Source organism: Polyangiaceae bacterium (assembly GCA_016715885.1).
Lineage (GTDB): Bacteria > Myxococcota_A > Polyangia > Polyangiales > Polyangiaceae > Polyangium.
In genome coordinates, this window is the sequence record JADJXL010000020.1 from 1,169,669 (window position 1) to 1,187,632 (window position 17,964).

The 17,964-nt window shown below is 60.8% G+C and carries 12 protein-coding genes; 8 read left to right on the forward strand and 4 right to left on the reverse strand.

Annotated features, from left to right (window positions below; genetic code table 11):
• Nucleotides 1-172: 172 nt before the first annotated feature.
• Nucleotides 173-3,163, reverse strand: a complete 2,991-nt coding sequence (gene bamA / locus IPM54_30160) for an outer membrane protein assembly factor BamA (GenBank protein ID MBK9264054.1) — start codon at nucleotides 3,161-3,163, stop codon at nucleotides 173-175.
• A 103-nt stretch (nucleotides 3,164-3,266) separates the two neighbouring features.
• Between bamA and IPM54_30165 the strand changes: the two genes are divergently transcribed.
• The 3 genes from IPM54_30165 to IPM54_30175 all read left to right on the forward strand — a co-directional run bounded on the left by IPM54_30165 (nucleotide 3,267) and on the right by IPM54_30175 (nucleotide 8,523).
• Nucleotides 3,267-5,702: a DNA topoisomerase 4 subunit A gene (locus tag IPM54_30165; protein ID MBK9264055.1), complete on the forward strand. Its 2,436-nt coding sequence runs from the start codon at nucleotides 3,267-3,269 to the stop codon at nucleotides 5,700-5,702.
• A 3-nt stretch (nucleotides 5,703-5,705) separates the two neighbouring features.
• Nucleotides 5,706-7,640, forward strand: coding sequence for a type IIA DNA topoisomerase subunit B (locus IPM54_30170; GenBank protein MBK9264056.1), 1,935 nt, complete (start codon nucleotides 5,706-5,708; stop codon nucleotides 7,638-7,640).
• Nucleotides 7,641-8,076: 436 nt separating this feature from the next.
• Nucleotides 8,077-8,523, forward strand: coding sequence for a helix-turn-helix domain-containing protein (locus IPM54_30175; protein MBK9264057.1), 447 nt, complete (start codon nucleotides 8,077-8,079; stop codon nucleotides 8,521-8,523).
• Nucleotides 8,524-8,761: 238 nt separating this feature from the next.
• Here the strand turns inward: IPM54_30175 and IPM54_30180 are convergent, their stop codons facing one another.
• Entirely contained in the window at nucleotides 8,762-9,604 is an 843-nt protein-coding gene (locus IPM54_30180) for a carbon-nitrogen hydrolase family protein (protein ID MBK9264058.1), read from the reverse strand.
• A 138-nt stretch (nucleotides 9,605-9,742) separates the two neighbouring features.
• Between IPM54_30180 and IPM54_30185 the strand changes: the two genes are divergently transcribed.
• Complete coding sequence (locus tag IPM54_30185; protein ID MBK9264059.1) at nucleotides 9,743-10,204, forward strand: NUDIX hydrolase; 462 nt, start codon at nucleotides 9,743-9,745, stop codon at nucleotides 10,202-10,204.
• 27 nt (nucleotides 10,205-10,231) lie between these two features.
• The gene (gene ligA, locus IPM54_30190; protein ID MBK9264060.1) at nucleotides 10,232-12,202 is read left to right on the forward strand and encodes an NAD-dependent DNA ligase LigA; all 1,971 of its coding nucleotides are present in this window, start codon (nucleotides 10,232-10,234) and stop codon (nucleotides 12,200-12,202) included.
• Nucleotides 12,203-12,400: 198 nt separating this feature from the next.
• On the opposite strand, the gene IPM54_30195 is transcribed toward ligA, so the two are convergent.
• Complete coding sequence (locus IPM54_30195; protein MBK9264061.1) at nucleotides 12,401-13,411, reverse strand: DUF2804 domain-containing protein; 1,011 nt, start codon at nucleotides 13,409-13,411, stop codon at nucleotides 12,401-12,403.
• Nucleotides 13,412-13,453: 42 nt separating this feature from the next.
• Here IPM54_30195 and pruA point away from each other — a divergent pair, with 42 nt between their 5' ends.
• Nucleotides 13,454-15,085, forward strand: coding sequence for an L-glutamate gamma-semialdehyde dehydrogenase (gene pruA / locus IPM54_30200; protein MBK9264062.1), 1,632 nt, complete (start codon nucleotides 13,454-13,456; stop codon nucleotides 15,083-15,085).
• 20 nt (nucleotides 15,086-15,105) lie between these two features.
• Here pruA and IPM54_30205 read toward each other — a convergent pair whose 3' ends face one another.
• Nucleotides 15,106-15,336 carry a hypothetical protein gene (locus IPM54_30205; GenBank protein ID MBK9264063.1) on the reverse strand — a complete coding sequence of 77 codons (231 nt, stop codon included), beginning with the start codon at nucleotides 15,334-15,336 and terminating at the stop codon, nucleotides 15,106-15,108.
• 97 nt (nucleotides 15,337-15,433) lie between these two features.
• Here IPM54_30205 and IPM54_30210 point away from each other — a divergent pair, with 97 nt between their 5' ends.
• Both IPM54_30210 and IPM54_30215 read left to right on the forward strand, forming a co-directional pair.
• On the forward strand, nucleotides 15,434-16,270 hold the full coding sequence (locus IPM54_30210) for a hypothetical protein (GenBank protein ID MBK9264064.1): 837 nt from the start codon (nucleotides 15,434-15,436) through the stop codon (nucleotides 16,268-16,270).
• A 3-nt stretch (nucleotides 16,271-16,273) separates the two neighbouring features.
• The gene (locus IPM54_30215) at nucleotides 16,274-17,962 is read left to right on the forward strand and encodes a hypothetical protein (GenBank protein ID MBK9264065.1); all 1,689 of its coding nucleotides are present in this window, start codon (nucleotides 16,274-16,276) and stop codon (nucleotides 17,960-17,962) included.
• Nucleotides 17,963-17,964: the final 2 nt, after the last annotated feature.

A 17,964-nucleotide genomic window follows, 5' to 3' on the forward strand; every position in this document is an offset into this window, starting at 1 on the left:
CTTGGAGCAACTGCGCACGGGCTTTGAAAACGTCTACGACGGGCGGGGCGTCAGAGGGCGTTTGGCGGGCGTCGCGAGCGTTGCGACGCTAGGGAGGACGGCGGAAGCGTACTTCGTACGCTGAGCAAGTCCGACCGACGCATCGCAGCGCGCAGCAGCCAGCCAAACGCTCTCAGAAGAAGTTGCCGATAGTGAACTGGAACGGGCTGACGTTCTCGTACGGGAGCGCTTTGAAGGGATATCCGAACTCGAAACGGAGCGGGCCCAGCGGTGAGAACCAGCGAATGCCGAATCCGTACGATGCGCGGATGGCGAGCAAGCTTTCCGCCGAGAAGCACGGGTTTGTCTCGAGATACGGCGCAGCCGGTGCCGCCTTGCAGTAATTCTGCTCGAGGTTCCACGCGTTGCCGAAGTCGGTGAAGAGCACGCCGCGGATGCCGAGCTGTTCGAGGATGGTGAACTCGAGCTCGATGTTTTGGTAGTACATCAAGTTGCCGCCGATGATCGCTCCGTTCGGCCAGGGACTGGAGTTCGGATCGAGCGAGCGAGTCAGGGGCAAACGAGCGCCGAGGCTGCGCAAGCCGAAGCCGCGCACGTCGAGAATGCCGCCTAGGAAGAACCGCTGGTAGATGGGTACGCCCTGCGCCGACGGGCTCGTGATGAGACCAAAGTTGCCCTGCGTCTTGAACACGAGCCAGCTCGTGATCGGATGGTAAAACCGCCCCGTCAAGCGATAGCGGATGAAGTCGTTGTCGCTGCCGATGTAGCGGCTGGCGATCTCTGCCGAACCTTGCAAAAACCAGCCATCGGATGGAAAGAGCTGGTTGTTCCGGGTGTCGAACGTGATGGTCGGCTGGATGCTCGACGTGAGCCCGATCTGGTAGAGGTTTGCCAGGGGCAAACGCGGAAAGACGCTGATGGATGCGGCGGTACCGAAGATCGTCGACGTCGTCTGATTCGAGATGTCGTTATTCTCGAGCGTGTACGTGAGCGACGTGCGCAGTTCCGGGTTGATGATTGGGTAGCCGAGCGTGAGGGATCCGCCCGTCGAGGTTTGGGAGAACGTGTCGAACAGTCGAAGCTGGTCGTAGACGCTGATCGATCCGCTGATTTGCGTATCGAACAGGTAGGGCTCGAAGACGCGAAGATCGATGAGCTGCCGCAGACCCGAGATTTGCGCTTGCAGCGACAGTGATTGCCCCCGACCGAAGAGGTTTTGTTGCTGGATTTGCGCGGTGGCGATGAAGTTTTCGATGCTGGAAAAACCTGCGCCGACTTGGAACGTGCCCGTGGGTTTTTCCGCGACCTCGACGTTGATGTTGATGTGTTCCGAGTCGTCGCCTTGCTCGGTCGAAATATCTACGCGCTCGAAATAACCGAGCATCGTGATGCGGCGCTTGCTTCGTTCGAGCTTCGATTCGCTGAAGAGCTGCTCCTCGAAAATTTCCATCTCGCGACGGATGACTTTGTCGCGCGTCTTCGTGTTGCCCTTGATCTCGATGCGACCGATCTTGACGGGTTTGTTGCGGCGAATCGCAACGATGATGTCGACCTCTTGCGTCTCGGGATCGAGATCCGTAGCGGGAGGAGCTTCGACGTTCGCGTAGCCTGCGTCGCGATAGAGCGTTTGGATTTTCGCGAGGTCTGCGGCGAGCTCGGCGCGGTTGAACCAATCGCCGCTCTTGGCGCGGATCATTTCGCGCAGTTGCCTGCGCCCTCCGAGCGGCTCGATTTCACGGCCTTCGGCATCGCGTTCGTACACGCGAAGTTGCCGAATTTTGTATCGCGGGCCTTCGTTGATCGTGAGCGTCACTTCGATGCCGCCCCGATCCGGCGTGAGCATCACGCGCGGCGTTGCGACCTGAACCGATAGAAATCCGCGGTCGTAGTAGAGCGCCGAAATGACGAGAACGTCGCGTTCGAAAGCATCTTGGCGGAACGCGCCGCCGGTGCCGAAATCGAAGAAGCTGCCTTGGCCAGTGATCATCACCTCGCGCAGCTCGGATTCGGGAATGCTGGTGTTCCCGATGAACGTGACGCGACGAACGGTGACTCGTTCGTGTTCCTTGACCTTGAACTTCACGATCACTTGGTTGTCGCGTTGCGGCACCTGTTCGTGCGTGACTTCGGCGAGGAAGTAGCCCTCCTCCGCGTACTTGTCGCGCAACTTCTGGATGCCTCGACGAATCGCGCTGTAGCTGATGATCGTGCCGGTTTTGACTTCCACACCGAGCGCTTCGGTGAGGTCTTCGGCGCTGATGTTCGCGTTGCCGTCGAACTCGATCGCTTTGATGTTGGGGCGTTCGCGAACGAGGATGCGAAGGTGAGCGCCGTCGTCGCGCCGCGTGAGATCGACTTCGATGTCCTCGAAGAAACCCGAGTCCCACAGTTCGCGAACGTCGCGAGCGAGTCCTTCGGGCGTGAACGTTTTTCCTTCGCGCGCCGTGTTGAGGTAGGCGCGAATGTCGTCGCCCGAGATGCGCCTGTTGCCGGCAATCGTCACGCGAGCGACGGTTTGTCCGCGTGCTTGCTCGGCTTCGGTTGGTGCGAGAACGACGGGCGGAGGCGCATCTTCGGGTGCTGCGGCTGCACCAGCGGCGGCGCCTTGTGCCGGTTGCGCTGGGGTTTGTCCCGTACCTGGAGCGCCCGGAGCTGCGGGTTCGTCCTCGTCTTCTTCCTCGTCGGCGTCGTCGCTTGCGGGAGCTGCAGGAGGCTGCGTTTGCGGCTCTTGTGGCGCTGGTTTCGCCTTGGCCGAAGGCGCGGGCTTTGCGGGTTGGCCCTCGGCAGCGCCCTTTCCTTGGGCCCATCCGACGCCGGGAAACAGCCCGAAGGTCGACAACACGACCAAGAGAACGCTCGTCGGCAAAAGCCGCGGGGCGATCGGGAGGCGAAGCGGAGGGTTCGGCGTAGGGAACAAGTGGCGGCTCTGGCTAGCCCAGCGGGGCGTCGGTCTCAAGGTCACAACGACGGGTTTTTCCTCTCGACGACCGGGACACCCTGGTTGAAGAGGACATTTTGCCGGTCTAAGTCGGGCAAGAGAATGTTTGTCGTCGGGGAATTCACGTGGTCGAAAGCATGGCTTGGAAGTGGGGCGGATGGGTCGCGGGAGCCAGGCACGATGCTGGCGCGGCTTGACCGATCGACGATGCGTGGGTAATGGCATGCCAGTCCACGAGCCTACTGAACGTGGGTACACCCTACGATTGAAGGTGGGTTCGTGCAGCCAAGTTTGCGGCTGATCTGCCAAACTCCTGGAGAAACCCCTCGTGGCCACAGCATCGCAGCTCCCGTTGCCCATCGACGGTGAGGGTTCTCGCCGACGATCTCGGCGCAACCCGCCTCCGCCGGCCGACAACGACCCTCCGGGCCCGCCGCCACCCATCCCGGATACGTCGCTCGCCGAGGAAGCGCAGCGTCGCTACCTGAACTACGCGCTCAGCGTGATCACGGCGCGCGCGCTGCCGGATGTGCGCGACGGCCTGAAGCCGGTGCAGCGCCGCATCCTGTACGCGATGCAGCACGACCTGCACCTCAGCCCGGACGCTCGGCCGCGCAAGAGTGCTGCGGTCGTCGGTGATGTGATGGGCAAGTATCACCCGCACGGCGACTCGGCGATTTACGACGCGATGGTGCGTTTGGCGCAGGATTTCACGATGCGTGCGCCGCTCGTCGCCGGCCAAGGCAACTTCGGTTCTCCAGACGGCGATGCACCGGCCGCGATGCGTTACACCGAAGCGAAGTTGCGCCCGCTCGCGCTCGAGCTGCTCGGCGAGCTTGGCAAACGCACGGTCGAATGGCGCCCGAACTACGACGGAACGCGCAGCGAGCCCATCGTCCTGCCGGCCCGTTTCCCCAACCTCTTGGTGAACGGTTCACAAGGCATCGCCGTAGGCATGGCGACGAGCATCCCGCCGCATAACCTCGGCGAAGTGCTCGATGCAGCCATCGCGCTGTCGAATCAGCGCGACCTGCCCGTGAGCCAACTTCTGCGGCACATCAAAGGGCCAGACTTCCCCACGGGCGCGCAACTGCACGCGACGAAACGCGAGCTCGAAGCGGTCTACACGACAGGGCAAGGGTCGCTGAAGCTGCGCGGCGAATGGCATCTCGAAGAGGAAGACGGAAAGCGCGGCGCTTCGTACATCATCGTCACGTCGGTTCCGTACGCCATCGAGCGCAAGTCGATCGTCGAGAAGATCGCCGAGGTCATCAACTCGAAGAAGCTGCCGCCACTGCTCGACGTGCGTGACGAGTCCACCGACATCGTTCGCGTCGTGATGGAGATCAAGCGCGGCAGCGATCCGCAGCTCGTGATGGCGTACCTCTACAAGCACACGCCGCTTTCGGTGCACATTCCAGTGAACCTCACGTGTCTGGTTCCGACGGACAATCCCGAGCTTTCGGCGCCGAAGCGTTTGTCGCTGGACGAGATCCTGAACCAGTTCCTCACGTACCGCCTGGCCACGGTGACGCGTCGTCTCGAGTTCGAGCTGGGGGAGCTCAAGGCGCGCATTCATCTGCTCGAAGGCTTCGATCTCATCTTCGACGCCCTCGATGAAGTGATCGCCATCATCCGCAAGAGCGAAGGCAAAGCGGACGCTGCGGACAAACTCATCAAGCGGTTTCACCTGTCCGAAGAGCAAACGGACGCAATCTTGGAGCTCAAACTATATCGTTTGGCGCGCCTCGAAATTCAGGTCGTCCGCAAGGAGCTCGCGGAAAAACGCGGCGAAGCCCGGAAGCTCGAAGCGCTCATCAAGAGCGAGCCGAGGCGCTGGGAGGTGGTCCGCGACGAGCTGTCCCAGCTCAAGGAGAAGTACGCGGACAAACGCCGCACCAAGATCGTGGTTTCGGTGGACGAACCCGAATTCCAAGCGGAAGACTTCATCGTCGCGGAAGACGCGAACGTGATTCTTTCGGCGCAGGGTTGGGTCAAACGACAGCGCGAAATCAAAGATCCGGCGCAGACACGATTGCGCGAAGGCGACAGCGTGCTCGCGGCGGTTGCAGGTTCGACGCGTTCGTCGGTCGCGTTCTTCTCGAACTTCGGCGCGTGTTACGTCTGCCGCATCCACGACGTGCCCGCTTCGACGGGATACGGCGACCCCGTGCAGAAGCTCTTCAAGCTGGCGGACGGAGAACGCATGGTGGCGATGCTCTCGCTCGATCCCCGCGTGCTCGGCCAAGAGCTGCGTGAACCGACGGATGATTCACCCGAGGCCGACGGTCCGTACGGTTTGGCGCTGACGCGTGGAGGTTTGGGTTTCCGCTTCCCGCTGCATCACCATCGCGAGCCTTCGACGCGCGCAGGGCGTAAGTTTGCCAAGCTGAACGAGGGCGACGAGGTCCTCGCAGTGCTCTTGCCGCAGAATGCTCGAGGCGTCGTGCTGGCCGCGACGAACGGCTTTGCGCTATGCGTGCCCATCGACGAGATCGCGGCATTGTCGGGCGCAGGCAAAGGGTCGATCGTGATGAAGGTCGACGAGGGCGAACGTCTCGTCGGGGCAATGCTCGACAATCAGGATCTCGTCGAAGTCGAGACGGAGAAGGGCAAGATCGTGCGCGAAACCGTGGAGAAGATCTCGGGCGTACGCGGCGAATACGGCCGGCAGATCACGGGGAAGAAGGATCGTGTGATGCGAATGATCATGCCTCCGATCGCCACTCCGAATCTCAACCGCGCGGCCGAGGTGGAGGGCTGATCCATGGCAACTGCTCAAACGACGGCAGCGGCATCTCGCTACACGGCCAAGGACATCGAGGTACTCGAGGGGCTGGAGCCCGTTCGTGCACGTCCCGCCATGTACATCGGCGGCACGGACATCCGCGGCTATCACCACTTGCTCTGGGAAATCGTCGACAACGCGGTCGACGAAGCCATCAACGGGCACGCCAAGCGCATCGAAGTGACGCTCGACGAAGATCGTCGTGGCGTGACCGTGTTCGACGATGGTCGCGGCATCCCCGTCGACATTCACCCCAAGTACAACCGGCCCGCGCTCGAGCTCATCCTCTGCACTCTCCATGCGGGCGGCAAGTTCGCGACCTCCAGCTACAAGGTGAGCGGCGGCTTGCATGGCGTTGGTTCGAGCGTCGTGAATGCGCTCTCCGAAGTGCTCGACGTCAAGGTTTTGCGCGACGGTCACGAGCACGTGCAGTCGTTTTCCCGCGGCGTGCCCACGGGCAAACTCAAGCGCGGACAAACCACGCGCAAGCACGGCACGATCCTGCACTTCCGGCCCGATCCGAAAATCTTTGGGGACAAAGCAACCTTCGATGTCGACACCATCAAGGAGCGGCTCGAAGCGAAGGCGTACCTGCACGGTGGGCTCGTCATCACGTTCAAGGATCCGACGAATGGCGAAACGGTCGAGTTTCTCCATCCAAACGGCATCGCCGACTATTTGCCCAAGCTCGTCACGCATCGTGGCAAGTCGCTCGTGCATCCGAGCCCCTTCATTCATCGGCACACGGCTCCCGGCGGCGAGATGCTCGAAGCGGCCCTTTGCTGGACCGAATCACCCGATGAATCGCTGCGATCGTACGTCAACGGCATCCCGACGCACTCGGGCGGCTCGCACGAAAACGGTTTCAACACTGCGATAGTGAAGGCCGTGCGCGCCTTCATCGAAGCCAAGAAGATCCAGGTCAAAGGCGTCACGCTCGCCGCGGAAGACATCCGCGAAGGCATCGTCGGCCTCTTGTCGATCTACATTCAAAACCCGCAATTTCAGGGACAGACGAAGGATCGGCTGAACAATCCCGAAGCGGGACCGATGGTCGAAAGTTCCGTTCGTCCGGCTCTCGAACAGTGGCTGCTCGAAAACGGCACCGCAGGTGAAGCGATCGTCATGCGCGGCATCTTGGCCGCCCGCGCGCGCGAAGCTCGGCGCGAAGCCACGCAGCAAGTCGTCCGCAAGACGGCCATCTCGCATCGGCTCAACTTGCCCGGCAAGCTCGCCGATTGCGCCTCGACAGACCCGCACGAAAGCGAGCTTTTCATCGTCGAGGGCGACAGCGCAGGCGGCTCGGCCAAACAAGGCCGCGACAGGCGCACGCAGGCAATCCTTCCGCTGCGCGGCAAGGTTTTGAATGCCGAACAAGCGTCGACATCGAAGGTGCTCTCCAACAAGGAATTGCAGGACATCGTCAGCGCGCTCGGTTGCGGCTTCGGCAAAGACTTCGACGAGTCGAAGCTGCGTTATGGGCGCATCTTCCTGCTGATGGACGCCGACAGTGATGGGCAGCACATTGCCACCTTGTTGCTCACGTTCTTCTATCGGCACCTGCCAGGACTGATTCGAGGTGGGCATGTCTATCTTGCGCAACCTCCGCTCTATCGAATCGACGCCGGTAAGGAAACATACTGGGCTCTCGATGAGAAGGAGCGGGATCGAGTGTTGGCGAAGCTACCGAAGAATGTGAAACCCGAGGTATCGCGGTTCAAGGGGCTTGGGGAGATGCCTGCGGAGGATCTCAAGTCAACGACGCTCGAGAAACGGCGCCGTCGGGCGTTGCGTGTGGTCATCGAAGGGGAGATCGAGACGGACCGCATTCTCAACGAGCTGATGGGCAAGGACGCCCAGGCGCGTTTTCGGTTCATCATGGATCGAGCGCAATCGGCCGAGCTCGATATCTAGCCCACAACATTGCGATTCGCGTTGGATCTCGCGCCTTTGGTTGCGCCGACTTGGCGCTCGTCTACGCGCATTCCGCCAAGCACCGCGATCAGCCGGAGCGACTCCTGCTCGAGTTGAGCAGAAATGGCTCAACGTGCCGCAGGTGTTGCGCAATCGAAAGCAATTTAAACTACATCGCGCAGCGATTGAGCATCGATTCTTTGGCGCTTCGTAAGGCGGCTCGAGCGTCGTGAAACTGCGGGATTGGAACGGTTTTTCGCACCTGTTGCGTGATTCAAATTACTTTCAGTTAGGTGGTAACTCGACTGCGTAGGTGCTCCGACGCACGGGCGATCGAGCGGGCATTGGCGTCGGCCCAAGGGTTGCAAAGGCATCCGAGTGCCGTCACGGCGCCGCGCACTGCGCGGTAACAACCCCGTGACAAGGAGAGGTTCCCGTGAGTGATGCACTTTCTTTGGCGATGGTGACCACACCCTCCGAGGCTCATCTATCCTCGTCGGCTCTGCGCATGCCGCCCTTTGCTCCCCGCGAAGCGCCCATTACGCAGACGCTGCCGCGTATTCCGCCTCGGATTCCTGCTGCGAACATTCCGCGAACGACGCCCGAGCGCATGATCGTTGCGCGCGATCGCATCCGTGCTGCTGCCGAGGGTGGGCAGCGCGTGCGTTCGTATGAAGTAGCGCTCGATCTGGACTTGTCCGAGTTTCACTTCGCGCGGCAATTCCGCGCGGCGTTCGGAAGGTCGCCGCACGTCTTCTACGACGAAGTTCGAGCGCAAAAGGCTCGCGAGCTTTTGGCCGAGGGTCTGAACGAAGGCGAAGTCGCTCGCCGCATTGGTTTCCGCCGTCCCGCTGAACTTCGCGCCCTGCTCGCGAAGCGTTGAGCGTCGGCGAAAGCATCGTTCATGGTGGCGCATCGCGCCTCCATGAACACGCTCGGAATCGACTGAATCGACACATCACCGAACCCGTGTTTGTCCTCCAGCAACGAACACGGGTTTCGTCATTTTGTGTCCCAAGTTTTTTGAGTTTTATGAAGTGCGACAACCACGCCGCACACACGACTCCGCACCTCGGCTCTTCACGCGCCGCATGACATGGCTGTCATGGCGCGCCGAACCTTCATCGAGGTGCGGCAACTGCCAAGCGTCGATGTGACAGCGACGGGAGGCTCGAGCGTACGTGATGCAGGTAGGCCGGATCAAGCGTGGCGCACGCAACGCCTTCGCCCTCGGAAGCTTGCGCGATGACTTCGCCCCACGGATCGATGATGCACGACTTGCCGTACGTCCTTCGACCTTTGGGATGCACTCCCCACTGCGCCGCAGCGATGACGTAGCACTGCGATTCGATCGCGCGCGCTCGCAGAAGCACGTGCCAATGATCCTTGCCCGTCGCGAGCGTGAACGCGGCCGGCACGACGAGCACCTCGGCGCCCTCGGCAACGAGCGCTCGGTAGAGTTCGGGGAATCGCAAATCGTAACAAATGGACAAACCCACACTCGCTCCCGCAACCGCTGCGACGACGGGTTTGTCCCCGGGCGCGCACGAGGCGGATTCGCGATACCGCTGCCCATCTCCAACTTCGACGTCGAACATGTGAATCTTGCGATAACGCGCCGTCACCAAGCCATCCGGCGCAACGACGACGCATGTGTTGTGCACGCGCGTTGCGTCCGCCGACGCCTCGGGCAAACCACCGGCAATGATCCATACGCCATGTTTTCGTGAGTTTGTCTCGAGAAACTTGCGAATGATGCCGGGTTCATCGGTGTCGAGATGTTCGGCGACGCGCAGGCGTTCGTCGTCTTCACCTCCCATGAAGGCGAAGTTTTCCGGTAGCAGGACGATGCGTGCCCCTTGCCTTGCAGCCTCCGCCACGAGCACCTCGGCGCGATCCAGGTTTCTCGCTACGTCGGCTTGGCTGTTCATTTGCACTGCTGCCGCGACGATCCGATCTTGCATGGCCCTACCCTAGTTACATTTGGCCTTCGTGAGCTAGGTCGTGCATCGGGCAAATCTCCGTCGCCGGCGATGCAACGTTTCCCTTCCCCGTCTGCGGAACGTGGCTATCCTGCGCGTCCGATGGGGCCCCTTTCTTGGTTGCCCGCGAGCGTCCTCGGGCTCGCTCGTGAAGTGGGCAGGCATCTTCTGCGACGGCCGGTCGTAGGCATTGCGGTCGCGGCGCGCGTGGCCGATGGAAGGTGGCTGCTCATTCGTCGGGGCGATACGGGCACGTGGGCGTTGCCCGGCGGAACGCTCGAGTGGGGAGAGACGTTGCGCGAGGCCGCGATTCGCGAGCTACGTGAAGAGGCGGGTGTGTTCGATGTAGAGCTTGGTCCAGTCGTGGGCGTGTTTTCGCGACCCGATCGGGATTTGCGATTTCACGCGGTCACGATCGTCATAACGGCACGCGTGGCCGCGCCAAGCCAGGCCCCGACAAACCCGCTCGAAATCCGAGAAGTACGGCTGTTTCACGAAGACGAGATTCCCCGGCCGCTCGCGATGGGCATGGACGACATGCTCGATGCGGCCAGGCGTGGCGGTGATGTGGTGTTCGAGTAGCAAGTGACGGCGAACGAGGAAACGACGATGAGCAAGCAGCAGAAAAAAGCAGAACCGAGTGGTCAATTGGATTTGTCCACGCGCTCGCGCATCGACGAGCTGGCAGCGCGCATCGACCGTTACCGAGCGAGCTACTACGCGGGCACGCCGGAGATTTCCGACGCCGCCTACGACGCGCTCGAGGACGAACTACGCGACATCGATCCGACGCATCCGGTGCTCGCGCATGTCGGCACGCCCGTCACCGTGACCGAATGGGAAAAGGCGCGGCACGAAATCCCGATGGGATCGCTCAACAAGGTCGTGAATGAAGGCGAGCTCGAAGCGTGGGCCGCGCGATGCGACGAGCTCAGCGTGAAGGAGGGCGGCAAGCCCATCAGCGATAATTTGTCGGTCGCGGAAAAACTCGACGGGATCTCGATCGAGGTGATTTATCGCGATGGACGGTTTGCCGATGCCATCACACGCGGAGACGGCGTCATTGGCGAACGCATCAGCGCCAACGTCGCTCGCATGCGCGGGGTGCCTCAGAAGCTGCGTGAAAAACACACGCTCAGCATCCGCGGCGAGATCATCCTGAAAAACTCCGACATGAAAAAGTACTTCCCCGGCGTGGCGAATCCACGCAACGCCGCCGCGGGAACGTCGAAGCGTTTCGATGGCCAAGGTTGCGAGCACTTGACGGTGCTGTTTTACGATCTCGCGGATCACCTTGGAATCCAGACCGAGGAGGACAAGTTTGCCTACCTGCGCAAGCAGGGTTTTGCGACGCCGTGGACCGCGCGCGGAACGCTGAAGGAGGTCATCGCGCACTACCGCAGGTACTCGACGGAAACGCGCGCGACGCTCGATTACGAAATCGACGGGCTGGTCGTCAGCGCAAATTCGATTGCTGCTCAAACGTTGCTCGGTGAGGTCAATCGTCGTCCTCGAGGTGCCATCGCGTTCAAGTTCGCGTCGCAGGCCAAGGTCAGCAAGGTCGTCGACATCCTTTGGGATACGGGGCCTAGTGGTCGCGTGACGCCGGTCGCGATCGTCGAGCCGGTGGAGCTTGCGGGAGCGACGGTGCAGCGCGCGAGCCTGCACAACATGAGCAACGTGCGAGCGCTCGGCATCGGTGTGGGTGACGAAGTGCTCGTGTCGCGACGCAACGACGTGATTCCGTACGTCGAGGAAGTCGTGGAAAAGCGCGGCAAGGCTGCGGAGCCGCCGACGAAGTGCAAGACGTGCGGCGCGGGTCTCGTGACGAGCGGCGAATATCTTTTGTGCCGCAACGAAGAATGTCCGGCGCTCATCGAAGGACGCATCCTCAACTGGATTGAGGCGATCGGCGCGCTCGAATGGGGCGACAAACTCATCGAGCAGCTCGTGCAGGCGAAGCTCGTCAAAGAGCCTGGTGATTTGTACAAGCTCACGTGGCAGCAGATCGCGAACCTCGAGAGGCGCGGCGAGAAGATTGCGAAGAAGGTGCTGGACGAGTTGCGGTCGCGTTTGCCGCTGACGCTTCCGGTGTTTCTCGCAGCGCTCGGCATCGAAGGGTTTGCGATGCAAACGGCGCGGCTGCTCGTGTCGGCGGGGTATACGACGATCGAGAAATTGCTCGCGGCGACGGAGCAAGATCTGGCGTCGATCCCGGGTCTCGGATCGATCAAGGCAGGCAACATCGTTCGGGGTTTGGCAGCGCGCAAAGACGAGATTCATCGGCTGCTAGCGCAAGGCATCGTGCCCGTGACGCAGGAGCAAGAAGGACCTTTGGCGGGCATGTCGTTCTGCTTCACGGGGGCATTGAGCAAGCCGCGTCCGGAGATGACTGCGTTTGTCGAGAAGCACGGCGGACGCGTGCTTTCGAGCGTGACGAAGGAGCTGCAATTCCTCGTGAGCGGCGACAACGATCCGACGTCGAGCAAGGCGCAGAAGGCGAAGAAGTACGGCACCAAGCTGCTCGACGAAGCAGCGTTCGTGCAGCTCATGACCGACAAGGGCGTGACGCTTTCCTAGAGCGCGTGACAATCTCGGACAAGCTTTCGATCCGATCCCGGGGGGTATGGGGGGCCGAGCCTCGCCGTGCTTTGGACGCAGTCCAAAGCACCGGGAGGCGAGCCTCGGCCCCCCCATCGTCAACAAGCCTCGCGTAGCGCGCGTCCCACGCGCGCGAAGCGAGCGTACAAACTCAGACCCGGCAGCGATCCGTACGCTCTACCAAAGCGTGTCTTGATCTTCGGTCACGCCGGCGAGTTTGTCGAACGTGACCGTCTCGTTCGGCAGGACCAACTTGCCTCGAAATGCCCCTGCAACTTGCTGGAAGCTCGATTGGATGACGACCAGGTTGTGCCGTTCTTCGTGCAGGTACGTCCCATCGAAATCCACGTCGAACACGCCTCTGTCCGCGCGAACTTTCCACGGTTTGACCACGTCGTTCCGGTCGAACGAAAACTGCACGGCACCCAAGGGAACGACGTCCTTGCCGACCCACGCGACGCACTCGCGCTGCCCGACGAACCCTTCGGTGAGGTTGCACGCGAGCGGCCGTCCGTCCGACGATCGACCCATGCCAAACCCCCATTTCCATGCAGTTCGTCGCTCGAGAAGCCCCGCTGTGTAGTCGTAGCCGCCGAACGCTCCTTTGAGGTCATACGTTTTGCCGCCGGCAATGAGCGTGCCTTCGACATCGAGAAGCGCTCGTTTCTCCGTCGTCGAAAAACGTCCACCACGAAGCTCGCAGACGACCGCGAGGGGCTCCGGAGCGTTTGTCGTGGAGAGCCGCGCATCGAGCCTGAGCCGCGGCCCGCGGACTTTCACGGTGTAGTCCTTGCTGCCGTAGGGCCGGTCGAACGAGAATTGCTTTGGTCCCAAACCAAATTTCGCATCACACCCCTCGCCTGCCCGATCGCTGACGGACGCGATGAACGCAGGTCCCATCGCGGTGATGTCGGCGATGGGCGAGCCTGTCGTGCGATCGACCGCGAATGCGAACGCGTTCGATGCGTAGCCAAGCCGAACCACAGCGGCGCAGCAGATCACTTCGTCCGACGCGAGAATTACGTACATCCAGCGTTTGCCGCGAGTCAGGATTTCGGGCAAAGACGCTCCGGTCGCGGCTAGATCGACCGGCGGCAAGCTCCCGACGTACGTGCCGAACCGCGGTTTGCGCGTCGATGCATCGATGAGCTCGGCAGGTGCAGCGTGAAGGGCACGGTTCGTCGTCATACTGAGAGGATAGCGGAGACAATGGTGGTAGACTCGCGCGCCATGCAGGCCGCCATCGTGAATACGCCCGTTGCAGTCAACGAGCCCACTCGTTCGTATGCGCCCGGAACGCCCGAACGCGCCGAGCTCAAGGCAGCTCTCGCGCGCATGTCTGGTCAAACCATCGAAATTCCGATGGTCATCGACGGGCGCGAAGTGACGACGACAAACCAGTTCGAGGTCCGATCGCCGCATCGACGCGACTTGCTCCTTGCGAAGGCGCATGTCGGCGGGGCCGAACACACGTCGCAAGCCATCGCGGCTGCACTGAAAGCTGCGCCCATGTGGCGCGAGCTTCCCTGGACGGCCCGTGCAGCCGTATTTTTGCGAGCTGCCGAACGTTTGTCGCGAAGGTATCGACCCATCCTCAACGCTGCCACGATGCTTGGTCAGAGCAAAACAGCTTACCAATCCGAAATCGACGCAGCTTGTGAGCTCATCGACTTTCTGCGGTTCAACGTCCAGTACGCGCGGCAAATTGTGAGCGAGCAGCCAGAAAGTGCTCCTGGAATGTGGAACACCATGGAGATGCGGCCGCTCGAGGGGTTTGTATACGCGATTACACCGTTCAACTTTACGGCGATTGCGGGAAATCTTCCTTCGGCGCCGGCGCTGATGGGCAACACGGTCGTGTGGAAGCCTTCGAATACTGCAATGCTTTCGGCGCATTTCATCATGGAGCTATTCCGTGAGGCGGGATTGCCGGATGGTGTCATCAATCTCGTGACGGGCGATCCGGAGGAGGTGACGCGGGTTTGTCTCGAGCATCCGTCGCTCGCCGGCGTGCATTTCACGGGTTCGACGCCGGTGTTTCAGCAAATTTGGCGTCGAGTCGGGGAAAACATTTCTCGATATCGTTCGTATCCGCGTCTCGTGGGAGAAACGGGCGGCAAGGATTTCGTTTTTGCGCATGCGAGCGCGGATGAAACGGCGCTGGCCGTAGCGCTCGTGCGTGGAGCATTCGAATACCAAGGCCAAAAGTGTTCCGCGGCGTCGCGTGCGTACATTCCGCAGTCGATGTGGCCTTCGCTCAAGGAGCGAATGGTTGAATTGACGCGCATGATCAAAATCGGCGATGTGGCTGATTTCCGCAATTTCATGGGAGCCGTCATCGACGCGCGAGCTTATGCGCGCATCACGAATGCGGTGCTCGCGGGCAAAGCGAGTGGCAAGGCGCGCGTGATTTGTGGTGCGGAATGGTCGGACAAGGATGGGTATTTCATCGAGCCTACGGTGATCGAAGCGGACGATCCGAAGCACATGCTGATGGAAACCGAGCTATTCGGGCCGGTGCTGACGGTATGGGTTTACCCGGACGGCGAAGAGGACCGGGCGCTCGAATTGTGCGACGAGACGAGCCCGTATGGATTGACGGGTGCGGTGTTCGGGCGGGATCGAGCATTCATCGAGCGGGCGCAAAAGGCGCTTCGTCGCGCGGCTGGGAATTTCTACATCAATGACAAACCGACGGGGGCGGTCGTTGGACAGCAGCCATTCGGAGGAGCGCGCGCATCTGGAACGAACGACAAAGCGGGCAGCCCGCTGAACTTGATGCGATGGGTTTCACCGCGCGTGATCAAGGAAAACTTCGAGCCGCCGCGTGCCGTGCCATATCCGTACATGGCCGATAGTTGACGAAAGCCGTCGTCATCGAATCAAAAGCCGCCAACGCGTAGGATGTCCGAGCGCCTGTCGCCATCGAAATCGGCGATCGCGATATCGTCGACGTTGCCCGGTTCGTTCATCGCTCGGTCGAATTCTGCAAAGTACTGCCAATCCGCGAGACCGGATTTATAATCGATGCCGAGCGCAGCGACGTAGCGCCTTTGCTCGCCGCAGGTTACGAACGCCGCATCGTGATCCGGGTCATACGCCGTGTCGCGCACATAATGGCCGGTCGATGTTGACGATTTCGGTCGACCAGGTACAACTGAGCCTGCTCGAGCTTGATGCTGAGCATGCCTTCTGCGCCGAGGAACAGCCGTGACACGAGCACCGCACGTTGACGTCGAGAAGTTCTGGAAACATGGGTACACGATTGTTCGATGCGTATTTTCGCCACAAGAGGCTGAAGCTTGGCGCCAGGCCATCCTCGAGAATCCCACGCATGACGGTGATATGCTCTCCCATCCCTCGCCGATCGTGCGTCAAGTGCTGCTCGACCCACGCTTGATTGACATCGGCCAGCGCATTCTCGGTTGCGGCAAACTCGTGTACTTCGGCGATTCCACAGCAAAAGTCGGCATTTTCGGACGCGGTTATCACAAGGACAATGCCGACCGTAACGATCCCAAAGCGCCGGACTGGGTGGGAAGGTACACACTGATTCGTTTCGGAATTTATCTTCAGGACCACACGCGCCATTCGGGCGGGCTCAACATTCGCGCTGGTTCGCATAACTGGACGGATCTGGAACGCGGCCGCACGGTGTACATGGATACAGCGTTGGGCGACGTGGTCATTTGGAGTTTGCGCACCAGCCACAGCGCCAATGGCATGCTGCTCAAGGGTCCGCTTTGCCGAATTCATCTTGGTCCGAAACAATTGCGCTTCGTACCAGAAAGCCTCTTGCGCCCATACGAGCGCGAACGCGTCGCAATGTTTTTCACGGTGGGCCTCGACGATGCCCATCTCGAGCGCTACCTCGGTTATGTCAAGAAACGGGCGTATATGATCGATATTTGGAAACGCTCGCCGTGGAATCCTGATCTTATCGCAAAATCCGCTGGCTTGCCCATTGAGCTGCGGGACGTTTGGTCCATGGTTCGTGATGAACCCGACCTTGGGATCAACAAGGATTACGCGGCGATACCGTACTAACTCATGCAGCATGAACGTTTCTGGCGATGGTTTCCTTGGGCGCTGCTCGCGGTATATGTTTTGCCGCAATGGTTGTGCGGTCAGGATACCCAGCTGGTCGTGCACGATATGCTCGACAGCGAGGTTGCGCATCGAACTTTGCTTGCCAAATCGGGGCTACTTTGGACGCGCGATCCCGACGCGATCGTCCCATCGATTCTCGGGGGCGTGCCAAGGGGAAGTTTGCCGTCCGGATTCAAGTTGGACGCAATCCTATTTGCATGGCTCTCGCCGTATTTCGCATGGAACGTGCACGACACGCTCGTCCGGGGAGTAGCACTTGCTGGAGCGCTTCGATGTGCCGAGGTCTGGGTATCGGGTGCGACGACGGCACTGCCACGTGATGAATCCCTCCGCCCACTCGCCGTCGTGGCGGCTGCGGTAAGCTTTGCGCTTGCCCCTTGGCAATCCGTGACGGGATTGGCAATCGCTGGTCTGCCGTGGCTCGCGTGGTCCTGGATGCGTCTTTACGACGCCAAACCGAATTGGCTTGCCTGGCTCGTTTGGCCTGCATTCGCATTTTGGTCGAACTTTGCACAATGCGGTCCGACGCTTCTCATTGGGCTAGGTGTCTGCTGGTTACTTCGAGCGTGGAAGGACAAAGGGTTCGCGTGGCGACCGCTCGCGGCCATGGTCCTTTATTTGGCGACGATGGTTGTCGTCGAGTGGCCCCTGATCGCACTGACGGCGAAGGGTTACGATCACCATCGTAATGCATGGGACGCCGTTACGCTCGCAAAACCCTTTTCCGGGGCTCTCGGCATGGCGTGGCAATTCCTTTGGGTGGGGCAGGATCATGCCCCGATGTACCCTCGGCTGGGGTGGCTCCTGCTGGCGGCCGCAGTCGTCGCCGCATTGCGCAATGGGTCGGTGGCGCGGGAGCGTATTCGATCCATAACGCCAGCGATCGCCATGTTGCTTGTTATTGCGTTGATTCACTTGCTCTGGCAGTGGCGGGTGATTGCGGCACTTCGGCAGCCATTCCCGCCGTTACGATTTATCCAGATGGACCGGTTTTACCTGCTCGTCGGTTTGCCCTGGATCTATATCACCGTTCGACTCGGCGCGTCGTTCTCGTACCGTGCCGTCAAATGGCTGTTGTTCATCAGTCCATTGTGGTGCTTCATTTTGAGCCCGCCATGGGTAGGACTCGAGCGGACGTTTTCATTTCATGCCGGGCTGATACCCAAGCCTCCAATGACATTCCGTCGGTTTGTCGCAGCCGATCTTTTCGCCGATCTGCAGAGCTCCGTGCAGCCGAGCCGCGTCGCCAGTCTCGGCATGCACCCAGCCGTGGCGCAAATCAATGGTTTGTCGACGGTCGATGGTTATCTCCAGATCTACCCGCGAAGGTACAAGGAAAAATTTCGCCGCGTCATAGCGGGCCGTTTGGAACGAGATCCACAAGCAGCCTGGTATTTCGACGCGTGGGGCAGTCGAGCGTACCTTGGCTGGCCCAATGCGTTGCCGCCACATGACATCGAGGGGCTCGACACGAATGCTCTCTGCCAGCTTGGCACGGACTACGTGCTCAGCAACGGGCCGGTGGTTCCCGCTCAGGCCGCTCGAGGTGGCTGGAGCCTGCGTTTTCACAAAACGCACCCCGATTCCGCGTGGGATCTCCATGCGTATCGACTACCTTGCTCACCATGAAC

Bases quoted from the DNA above. Each gene is read 5' to 3' on its own strand.
- bamA (MBK9264054.1), bottom strand. From the start codon at position 3,163: ATGCCATTACCCACGCATCGTCGATCGGTCAAGCCGCGCCAGCATCGT.
- IPM54_30170 (MBK9264056.1), top strand. From the start codon at position 5,706: ATGGCAACTGCTCAAACGACGGCAGCGGCATCTCGCTACACGGCCAAG.
- IPM54_30180 (MBK9264058.1), bottom strand. From the start codon at position 9,604: ATGCAAGATCGGATCGTCGCGGCAGCAGTGCAAATGAACAGCCAAGCC.
- ligA (MBK9264060.1), top strand. From the start codon at position 10,232: ATGAGCAAGCAGCAGAAAAAAGCAGAACCGAGTGGTCAATTGGATTTG.
- IPM54_30195 (MBK9264061.1), bottom strand. From the start codon at position 13,411: ATGACGACGAACCGTGCCCTTCACGCTGCACCTGCCGAGCTCATCGAT.
- pruA (MBK9264062.1), top strand. From the start codon at position 13,454: ATGCAGGCCGCCATCGTGAATACGCCCGTTGCAGTCAACGAGCCCACT.
- IPM54_30215 (MBK9264065.1), top strand. From the start codon at position 16,274: ATGCAGCATGAACGTTTCTGGCGATGGTTTCCTTGGGCGCTGCTCGCG.